This is a genomic window from uncultured Shewanella sp. (genome assembly GCF_947497935.1).
Taxonomy (GTDB): Bacteria; Pseudomonadota; Gammaproteobacteria; order Enterobacterales; family Shewanellaceae; genus Shewanella.
On sequence record NZ_CANMIO010000025.1, the window covers coordinates 1 to 16524 of the forward strand.

General features: G+C 45.6%; 15 protein-coding genes. 8 read left to right on the forward strand and 7 right to left on the reverse strand.

Annotated elements, in window-relative coordinates; translation table 11 throughout:
- The 5 genes from Q1A86_RS19225 to hemC all read right to left on the reverse strand — a co-directional run.
- The coding region (locus Q1A86_RS19225; RefSeq protein ID WP_299810419.1) for a retention module-containing protein at positions 1-2510 on the reverse strand (2510 nt) is incomplete at its 3' end.
- A 279-nt stretch (positions 2511-2789) separates the two neighbouring features.
- Positions 2790-3959: a heme biosynthesis HemY N-terminal domain-containing protein gene (locus Q1A86_RS19230; RefSeq protein ID WP_299810422.1), complete on the reverse strand. Its 1170-nt coding sequence runs from the start codon at positions 3957-3959 to the stop codon at positions 2790-2792.
- Positions 3959-5134, reverse strand: coding sequence for a uroporphyrinogen-III C-methyltransferase (locus tag Q1A86_RS19235; protein ID WP_299810425.1), 1176 nt, complete (start codon positions 5132-5134; stop codon positions 3959-3961). The genes Q1A86_RS19230 and Q1A86_RS19235 overlap by 1 nt, the downstream gene beginning before the upstream one ends.
- A 65-nt stretch (positions 5135-5199) precedes the next feature.
- Positions 5200-5931: a uroporphyrinogen-III synthase gene (locus tag Q1A86_RS19240; RefSeq protein WP_299810428.1), complete on the reverse strand. Its 732-nt coding sequence runs from the start codon at positions 5929-5931 to the stop codon at positions 5200-5202.
- Positions 5932-5938: 7 nt separating this feature from the next.
- On the reverse strand, positions 5939-6871 hold the full coding sequence (hemC, locus tag Q1A86_RS19245) for a hydroxymethylbilane synthase (protein WP_299810431.1): 933 nt from the start codon (positions 6869-6871) through the stop codon (positions 5939-5941).
- Positions 6872-7069: 198 nt separating this feature from the next.
- On the opposite strand from hemC, the gene Q1A86_RS19250 reads away from it, so the two are divergent.
- A complete protein-coding gene (locus Q1A86_RS19250; RefSeq protein ID WP_299810434.1) occupies positions 7070-9493 on the forward strand; it encodes a class I adenylate cyclase in 2424 nt (807 codons plus the stop codon).
- Between the two features lie 84 nt (positions 9494-9577).
- On the opposite strand, the gene cyaY is transcribed toward Q1A86_RS19250, so the two are convergent.
- Positions 9578-9907: an iron donor protein CyaY gene (gene cyaY / locus Q1A86_RS19255; protein ID WP_220765540.1), complete on the reverse strand. Its 330-nt coding sequence runs from the start codon at positions 9905-9907 to the stop codon at positions 9578-9580.
- Between the two features lie 399 nt (positions 9908-10306).
- On the opposite strand from cyaY, the gene Q1A86_RS19260 reads away from it, so the two are divergent.
- From Q1A86_RS19260 to Q1A86_RS19290, 7 genes are all read left to right on the forward strand, one after another.
- Positions 10307-10483 (forward strand): hypothetical protein, encoded by a 177-nt coding sequence (locus Q1A86_RS19260; protein WP_299810438.1) that lies wholly within the window; start codon positions 10307-10309, stop codon positions 10481-10483.
- 5 nt (positions 10484-10488) lie between these two features.
- On the forward strand, positions 10489-11733 hold the full coding sequence (lysA, locus tag Q1A86_RS19265; protein WP_299810441.1) for a diaminopimelate decarboxylase: 1245 nt from the start codon (positions 10489-10491) through the stop codon (positions 11731-11733).
- A 65-nt stretch (positions 11734-11798) separates the two neighbouring features.
- Positions 11799-12626 (forward strand): diaminopimelate epimerase, encoded by an 828-nt coding sequence (gene dapF, locus Q1A86_RS19270; RefSeq protein ID WP_299810444.1) that lies wholly within the window; start codon positions 11799-11801, stop codon positions 12624-12626.
- Entirely contained in the window at positions 12623-13255 is a 633-nt protein-coding gene (locus Q1A86_RS19275; protein WP_299810447.1) for a DUF484 family protein, read from the forward strand. Before dapF ends, Q1A86_RS19275 begins: the two co-directional genes overlap by 4 nt.
- A gap of 12 nt (positions 13256-13267) precedes the next feature.
- Entirely contained in the window at positions 13268-14182 is a 915-nt protein-coding gene (xerC, locus tag Q1A86_RS19280; protein WP_299810450.1) for a tyrosine recombinase XerC, read from the forward strand.
- Positions 14179-14901 carry an HAD-IA family hydrolase gene (locus Q1A86_RS19285; protein ID WP_299810453.1) on the forward strand — a complete coding sequence of 241 codons (723 nt, stop codon included), beginning with the start codon at positions 14179-14181 and terminating at the stop codon, positions 14899-14901. Before xerC ends, Q1A86_RS19285 begins: the two co-directional genes overlap by 4 nt.
- 111 nt (positions 14902-15012) lie before the next feature.
- Complete coding sequence (locus tag Q1A86_RS19290) at positions 15013-15477, forward strand: Sbal_3080 family lipoprotein (protein WP_299810456.1); 465 nt, start codon at positions 15013-15015, stop codon at positions 15475-15477.
- 73 nt (positions 15478-15550) lie between these two features.
- Here Q1A86_RS19290 and ric read toward each other — a convergent pair whose 3' ends face one another.
- Complete coding sequence (gene ric, locus Q1A86_RS19295) at positions 15551-16291, reverse strand: iron-sulfur cluster repair di-iron protein (protein WP_299810459.1); 741 nt, start codon at positions 16289-16291, stop codon at positions 15551-15553.
- Positions 16292-16524 lie beyond the last annotated feature (233 nt).

Genomic DNA, 16524 nt, shown 5'->3' on the forward strand with positions numbered 1-16524 from the left:
TATTCGGTGTTTGGCGTGCCTTGTACACTCCAAGTTTCACCGTCGTTGAGGTCAACATCGTCGGCGTTAAACTGTCCGGAAACGCTATCGATACCTGCGACAGGGGTGTTACCTTCACCATTGATATCAACCACCCCGGCTTCTTTCACCATGCCCGCGTCTGCGCCTTGGGCAAAAGACAGTACAGGAATATCGTTGGTACCCGTGAGAGTAATGGTCACGTCTTGATCTGCATAGGCGCCATAATCATCCGTCACGCGAACCGTGTAAGTGAGGACGACGACTTGGCCTTCAAACAGACTGTCGGCTAAGTCATTATCAAGGGTATAGGTCCATAGGCCGTTGTTATCAACTGAGAACAGTCCATATTCGGTGTTTGGCGTGCCTTGTACACTCCAAGTTTCACCGTCGTTGAGGTCAACATCGTCGGCGATAAACTGTCCGGAAACGCTATCGATGCCTGCGACAGGGGTGTTACCTTCACCATTGATATCAACCACTCCGGCTTCTTTTACCATGCCCGCGTCTGCACCTTGGGCAAAAGACAGTACAGGAATATCGTTGGTACCCGTGAGAGTAATGGTCACGTCTTGCTCTGCATAGGCGCCGTAATCATCCGTCACGCGCACCGTGTAAGTGAGGACGACGACTTGGCCTTCAAACAGGCTATTGGCTAAGTCATTATCTAGGGTATAGGTCCATAGGCCGTTGTTATCAACTGAGAACTGTCCATATTCGGTGTTTGGGGTACCTTGTACACTCCAAGTTTCACCGTCGTTGAGGTCAACATCGTCGGCGTTAAACTGTCCGGAAACGCTATCGATGCCTGCGAGAGGGGTGTTACCTTCACCATTGATATCAACCACTCCGGCTTCTTTTACCATGCCCGCGTCTGCGCCTTGGGCAAAAGACAGTACAGGAATATCGTTGGTACCTGTAATGGTCACTGTGAACGTTTGAGTATCAGTTAAACCGAATTCATCAGTCACTGTTATGTTAAAGGTTTCAGTTGCTGTATCGCCATAAGCCAGGCTATTAGCGAATTCGTTATCTAAAGTGAATAGCCACTCACCGGTAGACTCGTTGAGAGTAAAGATACCGTATGGAGCTACAGGGTCATCATTTAACTGCCAGGTTAGCACTGCACCATTATCAATATCATCGGCGGTTAGTGTGCCGCTAGCATGTGGAATACCGTCAGTTACTATGTTTCCACCGACTAAAACACCCGCTTCAGTAACATTACCTAAGGCATCTTCAAACGATGTGGTGATCTCTGGGGCATCATTTTCACCTGATATGGTGATAGTTAGCGTCTGGGTGACTGAGTCACCATCGCTATCCGTCAGTAGGTAGTCAAATGATTCGATAAGCTGTTCACCGAGAGCGAGTGATTGAAGCTCAGGTAATTGATTGTTTAATTGATAACTATAACTACCATCAGACGCAATGATTAATGAGCCATAAACACCTGATATTGCGGTGTTACCAGCAATGTCGTTGCTACTATTCTCACTATTAGTTATTTGAGTTACGGCAGCTAAGTCGGCACCGAGAGTATCGTTATCCAGCACATTCCCGACTACGCCATCAAGGTCATTCTGACTAGTCGAATTGCTATCATCTAAGCCGAACGGCGCGTCATCTACAATGTTTGCTGTGACTAGGGTTGTTGTTTGCACGCCCTGATTGTCAGTGAGCTGTAATAAGAAAAGCTCGGATAACATATCTGAATCTGAATGGTCGAGTGTAGCTACTAAGTTATAGCTGTAGGTTAATACAGAGTCTATTGGGTCATAGCTGCTGAACGTTAGTACGCCATGTTGAGTAGTGATTGAAACTGGCCCCACAAAGTTACCGTTGGTAAAAACTTGTATGCCATTAATGACCAGTTCGTTGATCCCTGCTTGGACATTAACAGAGACACTTCCAGTTTGTGATAGTTGTGAAGCTTGTGGATCAGAACCTTGATCTAAGTGTTTTTCAAACAGAGTCACCGCTCGTGCAGAGATGCGAGGCAATGCTAATTCGGTTAGGAATATAGGCAATTGTTCAGCTTGAGTTACATCTACCTGAACGAAGCCTGCTGTATCATGGCCAGCGTTTGCTAAAGTCTCGTCACCCGTACGGTTAACGGCAACATACTCTCCGCCTTCATTTCCGGTTTGAGCTGTTTCACCCGCTGCGGTATCGGGGAGGATTTCGGTTGGGTCATCGCCACTCAGGATCTGAGCCTGTAACGCTTCAACTTCGGGGTCGACAGTTGGTTCGCTTGTTTGCAGAGGGTCATTAGTCATAGATTCCATGACTAACTGGTCTTGAGTGACTGTACTGCCATCGATGTATTGTAAGGTGAAGGTGCTTCCCACAGAAAAGCTATAAGCCGTATTCTGCTTTAAAGTGTCACCCTGACTGAGGCTGATCTCTTCACCTTGGCTGTTTTTTGTATTTATAGAACCAGAAAGCTCGACAATAGTAGCGTCCTGCTTCGCGATAAATGTATCCATCATTAAGTGCTCTAACTGGCTCATCCTTGAGTTAAATTGGAGGGTTATCAATACTTAATTAGTCATTATTCTTATATCGACAGTATAAATTCTGTACTGGTATGTGCCGTTGTCAAATCAAGGGAAGTCAAGTCTGGACTGGGATAATTAATGTCAAATACTGATAGGACAAGGAAAGTTTTTTTTATCAGGTAGTTAGAGTAAGCGTAGTAACACAGCTGATATCGCTAAATAAAAAAAGGCCGCATAAATAGCGGCCTTTAGTTAAAAAAGGTATAAAGACTAAATTAGTTTCGCCGCATTACGTCTGGTTTGCAGCGCTCTGTTGAGTTCACCTAAGTGTTCCTGGGCATCTGCGAGAGCATGCAAGCTATCTTTGTCATCTTGCAGGTAACAGGCTTTTTGCCACCAAATTTTAGCTTGGTGATAATCATGATTTTGCTGATACAGCTTAGCTAAGCAAGTTTGATAGTCGACGTTATTTTCAAATTGAGTTTCTAAGGCGAGTAGCTGCTTTTTAGCTTCTACATCTGTTGGTTCTAGCACTTCCGCTAGCGCCTTAAAAATGGATGGTGCGACAGTAGTTTTTACTTGCTTAAGTAACATCTTCACCGCTTCAGCTTTACGTTCGAAACGGCTCAATCCAATAGCATATTGTGCAATATATTCTGCTTGTTTTCTTTCTGCTCGAGATAGCCAGTGCCAGCACTTTTCTAGCTCTTGCTCATTAGCTTTACTTGCCTCAGTTAGTAGCGCCATATTGGTTTTTAGCGACAAGGCTTGGAAGGCGTCGTCGGTCAAAATATGTTTTTTACTCACGATAGGTAGTAGTAACTTTAGGGCTTGCCAATCTTGTTGCGCCTGATAAAGCTCGATGGCTAACTTGAGTACAGGTAACTTGCTCTTACTCGTCGGATTAAGCTTATCTAACTCTTCTCTCGCGGCGACTAAGTCACCTTGTTGCAATAAATAACGAGTACGAGTGGTTCGCACCGCTTTGACGGCTAGTGGTTCTAGTTGCGCCTTAGCTAGGTATTCATCTCGGGCTTTCGCGTTATTCTGATGGTGCGCGGCTCGAGCAGCAGCGAGTAGGTTAAGAGCAGGGATTTCACCTTTCTCGGCGCCTTTAGCCATGGCCTTTTCGGCTGCCAGCCAGTCTTCTTCCGCTAGCGCTAGTGCACCAAGCAGGGTGTGTTTTCTTGCCGCTTTTTTACGCCACCTTTCTGGAAGATAGCGGCTACTGAGTATCATGTTCAATAACCAAACAACAACGAACTCAACTAACTGCAATAAGCTGTAAAAGATGATCAGTGCAATGACGGCGAAAACTATACTGGTTTCAACTTGGTAGTCGCCGATCGCTAGATAAAGGTAGCCCTTGCTGCCGACAAGAAAAGGACTAATGCACAGCCCTAATAAGATAATAACAAGATAGACGAGCGCTCTAACCATTACTGCGTCTCCTCTGTCATCAAGTTACCGTAAGTGACTAATTGATTAAGCAGGTTAGAGGCCTCGAAGTGTTCAATACTGGTCGTTTGGATCTTCAGTGTCTCTAAAGCATCTAAGGTGGCAAGCGTATCAATGGTTTGCTGATCTTTCAGATCGAAGTATTGAAAAATCCATTTTCTCGCAAGCTTGATTGAGTTGCGATAATTAACCTGATCTTGACGATACAGGGCAAGTTGGGCTTGGAGTAGTTTATTGCGAGTATTCTCGACTAAATACCACTGTTGGTCTGGCTCAAGCAGTGGCGCCGCATCTGTGGTGCGCTTTCTAACAATAACGAAGTCATCAATTAGAGCCTGCCAAGATTTTGCTAGGTTAGATTGCCAATCATCGAGTGAATGGCTGACCTCTGTATCGGCGAGTTCATCGGCCGAAAAGTGAGTCTCTGCACGGTTTAATGGTAGCTTTTCTAACCCATCTATGATGGTGTCTAAGGTCAACACAGTGCCCGATATATCAGTATTCTTTACCGTAGCTACGGCGGCAATATCTTTCGATAGGGCCTTTCGCAGCGGCATCAAAGAGGGATCGCGCATCGACTTAATACGCTCATCGGCCGCTCTTAATAAGCTAGTTGCAGTGCTTGGATCTTTCTCAAGCCAGAGTTTCTGTCCTGCCAGTCTGACTAGGTACTTAGCTTCTTCTGCGCGCCAATGGTTTGGATTGCGCTGGGCGATAATCGATACGCGCTCTTCAAGCTGAGTTTGCTGATCCAGTGTCTGTGCCATAGTTAAATCGACGCTAGATTTAAATTGGTTCTGTTGCTGTTCTAAGAAAGCAATACGTTGATTTGGCTCAACGAGTACCGTTTGTAATTTTTGCTCTAGTTCTTGCTTCAGCTCGGCTGTTTCGGCTTGCTGTGTCTGTAGTTGTTGATAGAAGTAATATCCGCCAGCCGTAGCTGCAAAAGTCAGTAACAGTAATAAGAATAGGGTAAAGATAACTCCCCAAGGCGCAGGTTTGCTTTGAGTGGGTTGTGATTGCGCAGTGTTTTCATTAGCGCGAGTGCCTTCATTAGGCAGACTTTGGGGCTCTGACTGAGTGTCGTTAACTGGCTGCGCCACAGTTTGCTCAGTTGTTGGCTCTGAAGCGCTGGCGTCAGTGTTCTTGGTTTCCATTAAACAGTCCTTGAAAGCTATGATGCTGCAGTAATAGCGAGTATTAACTTAAGTCAAGCTGCGAACTACTTTAAAGATAACGCAGCCAGCATGGCATTAGTGTTAGCGGCGCTAGCATTGCTGACATGTGCAAGGCCATAAGCCTTTGCCTTTTCATATACTCGGGGGCTAGGAACTATGATATGACAAGTTTGCAGCCAAGCAAATAGCTCTTTTGGCACTGTTTTAACTAGGTTATCGAGTATTTCGCCACTGGTAATGATAATAGTGTTAATGCCGAAGCTTTGCCATTGTAAGCAAAGGTCTGCAGCATCAAGCGTTGGGCAGCCACGTTTATAGACTTCCCAATAGCTAAGCAAGGCATTTCTGTTGATTAGCTCGGTGGCTAAATCTTCTCTGCCGCCTTGACCGCGGACGATAATAATTTGCTTACCTGCAACATCTGTCAGTGAGGGAAGGGTGAGTAAACCTTCGGTTTGTTGGCAGTCTTCAGGCGCTTTCTGGGCATCAATACCAAGTTGTTTTAACGCGGTATGAGTGGCATCGCCAACGGCAAAATATTGTGCGGAACTAGGCCATTGGTTATCGATTGCTTGCGAGGCAAAAGCAACGGCATTGGTGCTGATAAAAATGATAACGTCTGCTCGATTAAGCAGTGTATCTATTTGATTAGCATCAAGATTTGAAGTTGGTTGAACGTTAAGTAGGGGCGTGATGAAGTAAGAGACGTTGCGCTGAGTCAACGCCTCTGCCATCAACTGATTGCGCCCTTCTGGGCGCGTCAGTAAGACTCTCATCTAGGTGTTACGCGTTCGCGTAAACAGCGTCAAGAATGGTTTTAGCACCCTTGCTCAGTAGTTCTTCTGCTAGTGCAACACCTAGCTTCTCTGCATCAGCAGTGCTACCAGAGGTTGTGCCAGTGATGATTTGGCTACCATCTGGGTTACCCACTAAACCACGAAGGTTTAATGTGTCGCCGTCGATTTCAGCGTAGGCGCCGATAGGTACCTGACAACCACCTTCAAGGCGGGTATTCATTGCACGTTCTGCGATAACACGCATACGCGTTTCAGCGTGCTCAAGCGGTGCAAGCAGTGCCTTAACGCGAGCGTCATCAGTACGACACTCAATACCCACAGCACCTTGGCCGTTTGCTGGTAGTGATTGCTCTGCTGAGATAAAGCTGGCGATTCTTTCTTCTAGCTTAAGACGCTTAAGGCCCGCAGCTGCAAGGATAATCGCGTCATAGTTGCCAGCATCTAGTTTTGCTAGACGAGTACCCACGTTACCACGTAGATCTTTGATGACTAGATCTGGACGCGCAGCGCGAATTTGGCACTGGCGACGTAGGCTTGAAGTACCGACGACTGCGCCTTGTGGTAGATCTTCGATTGTCTTATAGGTGTTTGATACAAATGCGTCACGTGGATCTTCACGTTCACAAATCACTTCAAGACCTAGACCTTCAGGGAACTCTACAGGGACATCTTTCATCGAGTGAACTGCGATGTCTGCTTGGCCTTCTAGCATTGCCACTTCAAGTTCTTTAACGAACAAGCCTTTACCACCCACTTTGGCAAGTGGAGTATCTAAGATGATGTCACCTTTAGTGCTCATTGGTAGCAATTCTACAGTGAGGCCTTCATGGATTCTTTCCAGTTCAGCTTTCACAAATTCGGCTTGCCACATGGCAAGAGGGCTCTTACGTGTTGCGATACGGATCAGGTTGTGAGACATGCTCGATATTCCATCTTAGAACTTATTTGCTTCAATGCTAACACTGCCCGATTACAGATGTAACGCTCTGCTTTTGATTCTTTGAAGTTCACCCTGTTCTAAATCACGAAAAAGTGTGATCTTGATCGCATTTACTTGCTGTAGATAGCTTTGCCGTATACATTAGGGGGGAGTTATATATTCCTAAGGTGGAATAAATTGTTAGAAGATATTGATAAGCTTCAACATGCAGCCCAACGATTGGACATCATCAGGTATGCTAGAGCGATAGCCTTACTGTCGCCATTAAAGCGACATCTTCTTCGGCTTATCCCTGTTTTCTTGCATTATCATGCCCCAAAACTACCTGGGTATAATGGCCCTCTCACTCCTTGCGGCATAGTGGATTATCACACCGATTCAGAAACCATAGATGCCTGTAAAACCCTTGAAATAGACCTATCTAGGACGGTCGTTACCGATATCCCTCTCATCGAGGGGATTTACAGCATGGGGAGTACTTCCAGTTTTGGTCAAAATCCCCAGAGCGATATTGATGTTTGGTTGGTGCATAGTAATCAACTGAGTAAGGATGAATGTGAGTTACTCGACAAAAAAGCCATCTTACTGACCCAATGGTTCGCTCAATTTGATTTTGAGGTGAATTTCTATTTAGTTCACCCTGAACAGTTTATTCGGGAGCAAGGGGAGCAAGCCGATCAATATAACTGTATGGGTCAAGAGCATAGTGGTAGTGCTCAGCACTGGTTATTACTCGAAGAGTTTTATCGCAGCCAGTTTCGTTTAGCTGGCAAACCGATTGGATGGTGGCCTAATGCGGCCAAATCTCCCACGTTATTATCCCTTGGCGACGCTAACGCTTTGCCAGCAAGTGAGTATTTTGGGGCCTCGCTTTGGCAGCTCTACAAGGGTGTAGATAAACCTCATAAGGCACTGCTTAAGGTGCTTCTTTTGGAGGCTTATGCCAGTGAATACCCCCACACCCATTTAGTGAGTGAGCGGATCTGGCAGCGCACCTTAGAAGGGGATTTCTCCTCCAGCAATGACGCCTACTACCTGCTTTATGAAGCGATAGAGTCTTATCTTTTAGGGCGTGGCGAAGGGCGCAGGCTTGAAATTGCCCGCCGTTGTTTCTATTTAAAGTGTGGTGTAAAGCTGAGTCAGAGCGAGCAAGCTGTCGACTGGCGATATTACAAGATGAAAAAGCTGGTGAGTCATTGGAATTGGTCTGAAAGCTTACTGAAAACATTGGACAACTGTGAAGAGTGGCATTGTGGGCAGTTGCAGTGGTTTAACGAGCAGCTCAATGAGTTGATGTTGGGCAGCTACCGGACCCTACTACAATTTGCCTCGACTCATAGACTAAGTGAAAGTTTGCGGATCTCAGAATTAGGCTTATTAACCCGAAAGCTACACACCTACTTTAGCGAAGATGCCAACCAGATTATGTGTCTTAATTCACTCTGGAGCCGTTCGATTTTAGAATCCTACTTGTCGGTGATTTACAGTGAACAGGATGGACAATATTATTTGTACCGCTGCTCTCCGGAGCCAAGAAACTTTCTCGAACACAGCGCGGTATTTCATTCTAAGAGTAAGGCAAAACTTCTTGTGTGGGCCAGCCTCAATGGTGTTGCCAATGATAAAACCCGTTGGTATGAAGTGCGCCAGAGCAAGCGAAAATCTATTTATTTAACTCGAGCCGCAAATCGACTCGATGGGCTTGTGCTACATGAATCGACTAGGGTGTCTAAGATGGCACTCTATCAGCCTTGGCATTTCCGGAAGTTGGTGTTTTTACTTAACTTTAATAGCGATCCAACGGAGAGTTGGGCGGGGCAAGATATCATGGTCGACTATATGAACAGTAATGTGTTTTCTATCGGTCGGCGTCATCAGAATATGGTGGATTCTATCGATGTGATTAGCCTCAATAGCTGGGGAGAGTGGCATTGTCATCATTTTGAGGGCGAGAAGAGCATCTTGGATGCGCTGTCGTTTGTGACCCCAGGTATGAAGCGAGCCAGTGCTGAAGTCGAGGTTGAGGTGATTAGCTGTTCGAGTAAGCTGCGCTCACAGACCGAGCGTACGGTGCATGATCTGTTATCTCGAGCGGTGCGGCTTAGTCGTAAGGCGCAAACTTCAGCGACATTAGGTTATGCCTTGCAGGTGGGTAAGCTGCGTTATGGACTCTTCTTCAATAATCGAGGCATGCATTACGAGAATTTAAGTGATGCTAAATCTTTCTATCAGCAATTGTCGCAGCGAAAATTACTCGAATTGCCTAGGCCCAGTTTGGGTGATGAGCCCTTTGCTAAGCTGCCTGCTGTGATCCAAGACTATGCCGCCAAGGGCGCAATTCAATACTTCCTACGTCAAAGAAAGCAAGGTCTGGATGTCTTTATCTTAGATGAGATGAATGAGCTGAATCATTATGTGCAGGAGGGCACGGATGTGAATGCGCTTGTGAACCAGCTAAGCCATTACCATACATTTGAAGATCCACAGTTGACTAAAGAGAACTTTAATTTACCGCAGTTCTTTAAACTCGATCGGGTGAAAGGTGTGTTAACTGCAGTGCCTTTTGGCGTGACCCTTGGGGCCTCGGAAGTCGATTTTTAAGCTGATGAGCTTAATTTTGAAAGACTGGTGATTAAGAAACTGCGGAATGAGGAGTTGCCTCCTCATCCTATTGGCAGCATAAGATTAAAGATCTAATTTTAAGCCGCTCTGCTTGTAGATAGACTCGACGAGGAATGGCATAAATTCATGACCATTACGTTCATCCATCCACTTGCCGTCAACATAGCCAAAATGGAATCCACCAAATTGGGTGGCCAACCAAATTTCATGTAGTGGCTCTTGCTTATTGATGACGATCTTAGATGCGCCATCAAATTCTAACTGCAGCACATTGCCAGAACCATCAACATCGACATCTGCATCTTGTTCATCAATAAGCACTTCTATCGCGTTATCAATTGTTTGAAATATTTCATCAACCAATTGATGAAATTCGAAATCTGTCATCGCCATGCTAATTGTTCCTCAGATTTAGTTAATGCAGTCATAGTACCAATCGAAACAGCGTTTACCAATCACATTAATTTTGTGGTTAATCATCTGCTTAATAATCTTACACTGGATACGTTTGTGTAAAGTGCTTTAATTTCAATTTGTTGTGCGTACGTGTGGCCGGTTAACTTGGTGCGATGAGCATAAGGATTAGTTGAATTATTTTGCATTAGCACTGAGATCCAGCATCAAGTTGTGATTTATGACAATTAACCGGGGTGATTTTGGCACTATTGATGCGAGAAAGGCCTGATATAAATGCGTTATAGGGTTGACGCACAGCGGGCTTGTCTGCAAACATCAGGATTAAGAATTTTCGCCGATAGCAAGCCGTAGTGTTATTGCTCCAAGGGTCAGCCGATGTTGAAAAAAATGAGACTGTTTTTGCTAGTAGGGCTTGGTAGCCTAGTACTTTTAGGTTGTGGGCAGAAAAGTGCGTTATTTAGAGCGCCTCCGCAAGACGTTAATCAGCAGGCAGCTGACAAGCAGGTGTCTGACGCTGAGCTAAAGCAAAGCGAACAGAGCAAAAAGGACTAAAGACGTTGGATCATTTTTTATATCAGGCAGATGAACTCTACGCGGAGCAGTGTCAAGTTGCTGAGCTTGCAAAGCAGCACGGAACACCACTCTATATCTATTCTCGTGCGACACTCGAGCGCCATTGGCGTGCATTTGATAATGCGGTGAGCGAGCATCCACATCTTATCTGTTATGCGGTGAAGGCTAACTCAAACATTGCTGTGCTTAACGTGCTGGCACGTCTAGGCAGTGGCTTTGATATTGTCTCGGGCGGTGAGTTGTCGCGGGTAATTGAAGCAGGTGGCGATCCCGCCAAAGTGGTTTTCTCTGGCGTGGGCAAAACCGTCGATGAGATGGAGATGGCACTTAACCTAGGCATCTATTGCTTTAATGTTGAGTCGGCAGCCGAACTTGAACAGCTAAACCTTGTGGCCTTGCGCCTAGACAAAGTGGCACCGGTATCGCTTCGGGTAAACCCTGATGTAGACGCGGGTACTCATCCCTATATTTCGACCGGGCTTAAAGAGAACAAATTTGGTATTGCGATGGAGGAGGCGGAAGCTATCTTTACTCGCGCTAACGACTTACCAGGCCTTGAAGTTAAGGGCGTTGATTGCCACATTGGATCGCAGCTCACCGAGATTAAACCTTTCTTAGATGCCATGGATCGCATGTTGGCGCTAATCGATCGCTTAGCAAAACAGGGTATCGAGATTAAGCACTTTGATGTGGGCGGTGGACTCGGTGTGACTTACGATGATGAGCTACCACCGCAGCCAGACGTTTATGCAGCAGCATTGCTTGAGCGCTTAGGTGACCGTGATCTTAAACTGATTTTTGAACCAGGCCGCGCGATTGCTGCTAATGCCGGTATATTTGTCACGCAAGTGCTTTATTTAAAAGAAAACAGCGATAAGCGTTTTGCTTTAGTCGACGGCGCCATGAACGACTTGATCCGTCCATCACTTTACAGCGCTTGGCAGAAGATCATTCCGGTTATCGAGCGCGCAGGTGAAACCCACAGCTATGACGTTGTCGGCCCAGTTTGTGAAACGGGAGACTTCTTAGGTAAAGACCGTCAGCTTAATGTTCAGGCTGGTGACTACCTTGCCGTGCGTTCATCTGGCGCCTATGGCTTTACCATGGCGTCTAATTATAATTCACGTCCACGTGCAGCAGAGCTTATGGTGGATGGTGATAAAGCCTATGTTATTCGAGAGCGAGAAAAAGTCGCTCAATTATGGCAAGGCGAGCAGATCCTGCCGTAAACTAGAATAATACTAAGCCGCGGACGCAAGGCGTTCGCGGCAGATACTTTTTAAGGATGTCCATCTTGATCCAATTCACTAAGATGCATGGGCTAGGCAATGACTTTATGGTCGTAGACGGGGTGACACAGAATGTGTTTTTCTCTCCGGATCAAATTAAGCGCTTGGCCGATCGGAATTTTGGCGTGGGCTTCGATCAGTTATTACTGGTTGAGCCTCCCTACGATCCCGATTTAGATTTTCATTATCGCATCTTTAATGCTGACGGCAGTGAGGTCGAGCAGTGCGGTAATGGCGCACGCTGTTTTGCACGTTTTGTACGAAATAAAGGGCTAACCCATAAACACAAAATTCGAGTCAGCACCTCTTCGGGCAAGATAACCTTACGCCTTGAGCGAGATGGTAAGGTTACCGTCAATATGGGGATCCCAGTTTTAGAGCCTGGTAAGATCCCGTTTATCGCGAAGAAGGTAGAGAAAACCTATTTGCTGATGGCATCGAGCGGTACTTACCTCTGTGGAGCAGTTTCTATGGGTAACCCCCATTGTGTGATAGAAGTCGAAGATGCGGCTGCGACTGATGTCGATACGATTGGTGCCGAGCTGACTAACCATGAGCGTTTTCCAAAGGGCGTTAATGTCGGCTTTATGCAGGTGCTAAACTCTGGCCATATTAAGCTGCGAGTCTATGAGCGCGGCGCGGCAGAAACCTTAGCCTGTGGCACGGGTGCTTGTGCGGCGGTTGTCGTAGGTATTCAGCAAGGCAAGTTAGATCGTAATGTTAGAGTCGACCTGCCCGGTGGCAGCTTGATGATTAACTGGGATGGTGAGGGCAAGCCACTGTGGATGACCGGACCTGCAGAGCATGTTTATGATGGGCAGATAGCACAATGATAGATAGCTCTAAGTCAAACCTACCCTTTGATGAAATTCTGATCCGTGAATACCTGTTGGATAATCCCGACTTCTTTAGTCGTTATCCAGAGTTATTGTTAGCCATGCGTATTCCTCATGCCGAGCGCGGAGCGGTATCCTTGGTTGAGCGTCAGCAAGAGATGTTACGTCAACGAGTGAGCCAACTGGAAGAAGAGATCACGGCGCTATTGGCTATGGCATCTCGCAATGAACAGATCTTTATGTTTAACAGTGCATTATCTATGGAACTGCTAAAATGTGAGGATATGGGCGAATTACGTCAAGTGCTGTCGAATGGTCTCAAAGCACAATTTCAGTTTAGCCATGTCAGGCTGATCACAGTACATGATATCGACAGCGAGCTGTCGCAGATCTGGAGCAAGCGTCTCGACTCGGGTTATTACTTTGGCCGTTTAACCCATGAAGAGTCGAAGCGTCTATTTGGCACTGAAGTGGGCTCTGTAGCCTTGTCTCGCTTATCGAAAGAGTGTGGCCAGGTGATTTTTGCTATTGCTAGCCAAGATCCAATGCATTTCCATCCAGAGATGGACTACTTACTCCTGTCGCAACTTAAACAGTTACTCGATCATCAACTGACAAAAATCTAATAGCGAGGCTTTATGGCTGACGAAGCGTTATCGGGTAATGTGCGTTGGTTGACTGACTTTGAGCGTTACCTACGCACCGAGCGTCAAGTCTCTGCTTATACGGTGCGTAACTATTTATTTGAGCTACAACGCATCGAGAAGCTGTTTAGTGAAGCGGACTCATGGCTGTCTCTTCAGCATGAGTCTTTGCAAGCTATGTTGGCCAAGTTACACCGCAAAGGCCTAAGTCCACGTTCACTTTCTCTTACCCTTTCTGCCTTAAAACAGTTCTATGAGTTTTTACTCAGAGAGCAACAGATTAAGGTAAATCCGGCCATTGGCCTTACGGCACCTAAGCAGGGCAAACCCCTGCCAAAGAATATGGATGTCGACTCAATAAGCCACCTGCTGGATATTGATGGTGACGATCCTCTTAGTCTGCGTGATAAAGCCATTATGGAGTTGTTTTACTCCTCAGGACTGCGACTTGCAGAGCTTGCAGCGCTGAATGTGAGCGATATTCAGTTTTCACAGGGTCAGGTTAAAGTCTTAGGTAAAGGTAGTAAAGAGCGTATTGTTCCTATCGGAAAGTTGGCATTAACGGCGATAAACCAATGGCTGGATATCAAGCGCGATATTGTCTGTGAAGATGATGCCCTGTTTGTTACCGCTAAAGGTAAACGCTTAGCCCATAGAAGTATTCAGGCGCGTCTCGCTAAGTGGGGGCAGGATCAAGCTTTAGGCATTAAGGTGCACCCCCATAAGCTACGCCACTCCTTTGCGACTCATATGCTCGAATCCAGTGCCGATTTGCGAGCGGTACAAGAACTTTTGGGCCATGCCAACCTGTCGACCACTCAGGTCTATACCAGCTTGGATTTTCAGCATCTTGCTAAGGTGTATGACGGTGCACATCCGAGGGCGAAAAAGCGAGGCGATAAAGCATGAAAATATTTATTCGACCACAAGCTTTTGAGGCAATTAGCTTCGACTTGGATGATACCCTTTATGATAATCGCCCCATTATTCGAAAGGCAGAAGCCTCACTGCAGCAGTTTTTACATCAAAGCTATCCAAAATCGGCAAAATGGCAGTTCGACGACTGGCGTAAGCTTAAGCTTGCCTTGTTTAAAGAGTCTCCAGAGCTGCGTCACGATACAAGTATAGCGCGATTGGCAATGCTAGAACGTGGATTAACCCTACTTGGATATGATAAACAAACTGCAAAGGTGGGTGCTAAGGCCGGACTTGAGCATTTTGCATTACATCGAAGTGATTTTAAGGTGTCCGATGAGGTGGTTGAGCTATTAACTCAGCTTAAACAGAAATATCGCTTAATTGGTATCACCAATGGCAACGTCGATCATCAACGCATTGGTTTAGGCGACATACTTGAATTTGTGCTACATCCCGGTCACGGTTACAAGCAAAAACCATCAGCCGAAATGTTTGACCTAGCTGCTAAGAAATTGGATTTGCCTTTAGCGAGTATTCTGCATGTGGGTGACAGCGCTAAGAGTGATGTCTATGGTGCCAGACGAGCGGGTTGTCAGGCTGTATGGTTGAACCCAGGTTTCGGTGTGGCTGAAAAGTCAGCGGTGAATAGTCAATTGCCGCATATTGAAATCTCATCAATAATGCAGTTAAGCCAAGTTTGTAGCAACTAACATTCATCGGATTGAGTAATGTTGTTACTTTGTTATTCACCTTTATCTTGTTATGCTCAGCACTCTTAAAAAATTAAGAATAAACATAGTTTTAATTAGATAAGGATTATCATGAAAAAACTAATAATTGCCGTGTCAATATTGCTATTCACTAGTGCTTGCTCAATTAAGCAAAGAGTCGATCCTGTGCATGTTAATAACAACGCAGAGGTCTGTATTCAGAAAAATCCTGATGTGCGGGAAGGCTTCTTGGAAGAAATGGAAAAAATTCTAGCTGAGAAGCAAATTAATTACCGCGTTGTGGAGCAATTAGATGCGAGCCAACAATGTGAGTGGACGGCAACTTATACTGCTAACTGGCGCTGGGATCTTGCGTTATATATGGTTTACGCAGAAATTAAGGTCTTCCATGAAGGGCGCTTAGACGGCGAAGCTATTTATGATGCGCGCAGTGGTGGCGCGAATATGAATAAGTTTATTGACGCTGAACCTAAAATACGTGAGCTGATTGAGCAGCTTATTCAGCAAAAGCAAGCTTCAGTAAATTGGTCTCCGTTGCAACAAACTGCTATTTAATAGAAAAGGCTCACCTAGGTGAGCCTTTTACTTTTGATGTGCTAGCTACTCTGCAGTAGCCATTAGCAAGCCGTTATTCTGCGGTTAGCGCTAAAGCCCTCGGAAACAAGATATTGTTCTCAAGATAGATGTGCTGCTTCAAGTCGGCTTCAAATTCCGCCAAGCTGGCGTAGCAAACGCGCCATGTGGTGCAAGCGTGGGCTGGCGGTTGAAAGTCATTCGTTAGCTCGCGGATCTTTTCAAAGATCTGCAGTGCATCATCGTGCTCATACTGCATAGCATTAATTGGGTTACCTATATGGCCGAAGCAGTTTTGCATTTCAACTTGGTTGTGCAGTCCTAAAATCGCAGGGAACAAGATCTGCTCTTCTTTCATCAGATGCGGCATTAAGTCATCGACTAATGCACGGATCCAACCTGCAAGAGGCTTGATCTCATTATGGTTTTCACCATGGGCACGCACCATTTTTTGGCTGTACTCCACAAGTAAAGACGCTTTATCTCTTACAAAAGTGTGGTGAGTGGACTCAATGTAATTAAGCAGATCGGGTAAAGTGAGTTGCTCTAAGCCTTGCTGCTTATCGCCGTCTATCTCTAACGCCATTAATGCATCAAGTAACGCTGTTTCATCAGCGTCAAAGCGTGTAATTGCTCGCGCTAGTGAAATGCCGCCACCACAACAAAAATCAATTCCATGCTGACTAAAAATATGGGCAGTGCGAAAGTCGTTAGCGACTAGCTCCCCAACACGTGAGGCAAGTAGGCTTTCTTTGGATTGAAGAGCTTTCGAGTGAAGTGTGTTTGATTTAGTCATTGGCAGATCCAAGGCAAGTTTAGTTTGAAATGTACATGTATATTATTTGCATCTTTTAATGTGTTCAATTATTACTTGAGTAAAATGCTCAGGTAATCACACTTTGAGGTGTAATTTAGCTCGATCTAGGTAGAAGTCCCAATCCAAGGTTTATTGCTATAGATGTGGGGTTATCGATGTTTTTGGAAGTTTTTTATACACAGAGCAGATTAAGATTTGTAAACGCATAGTGT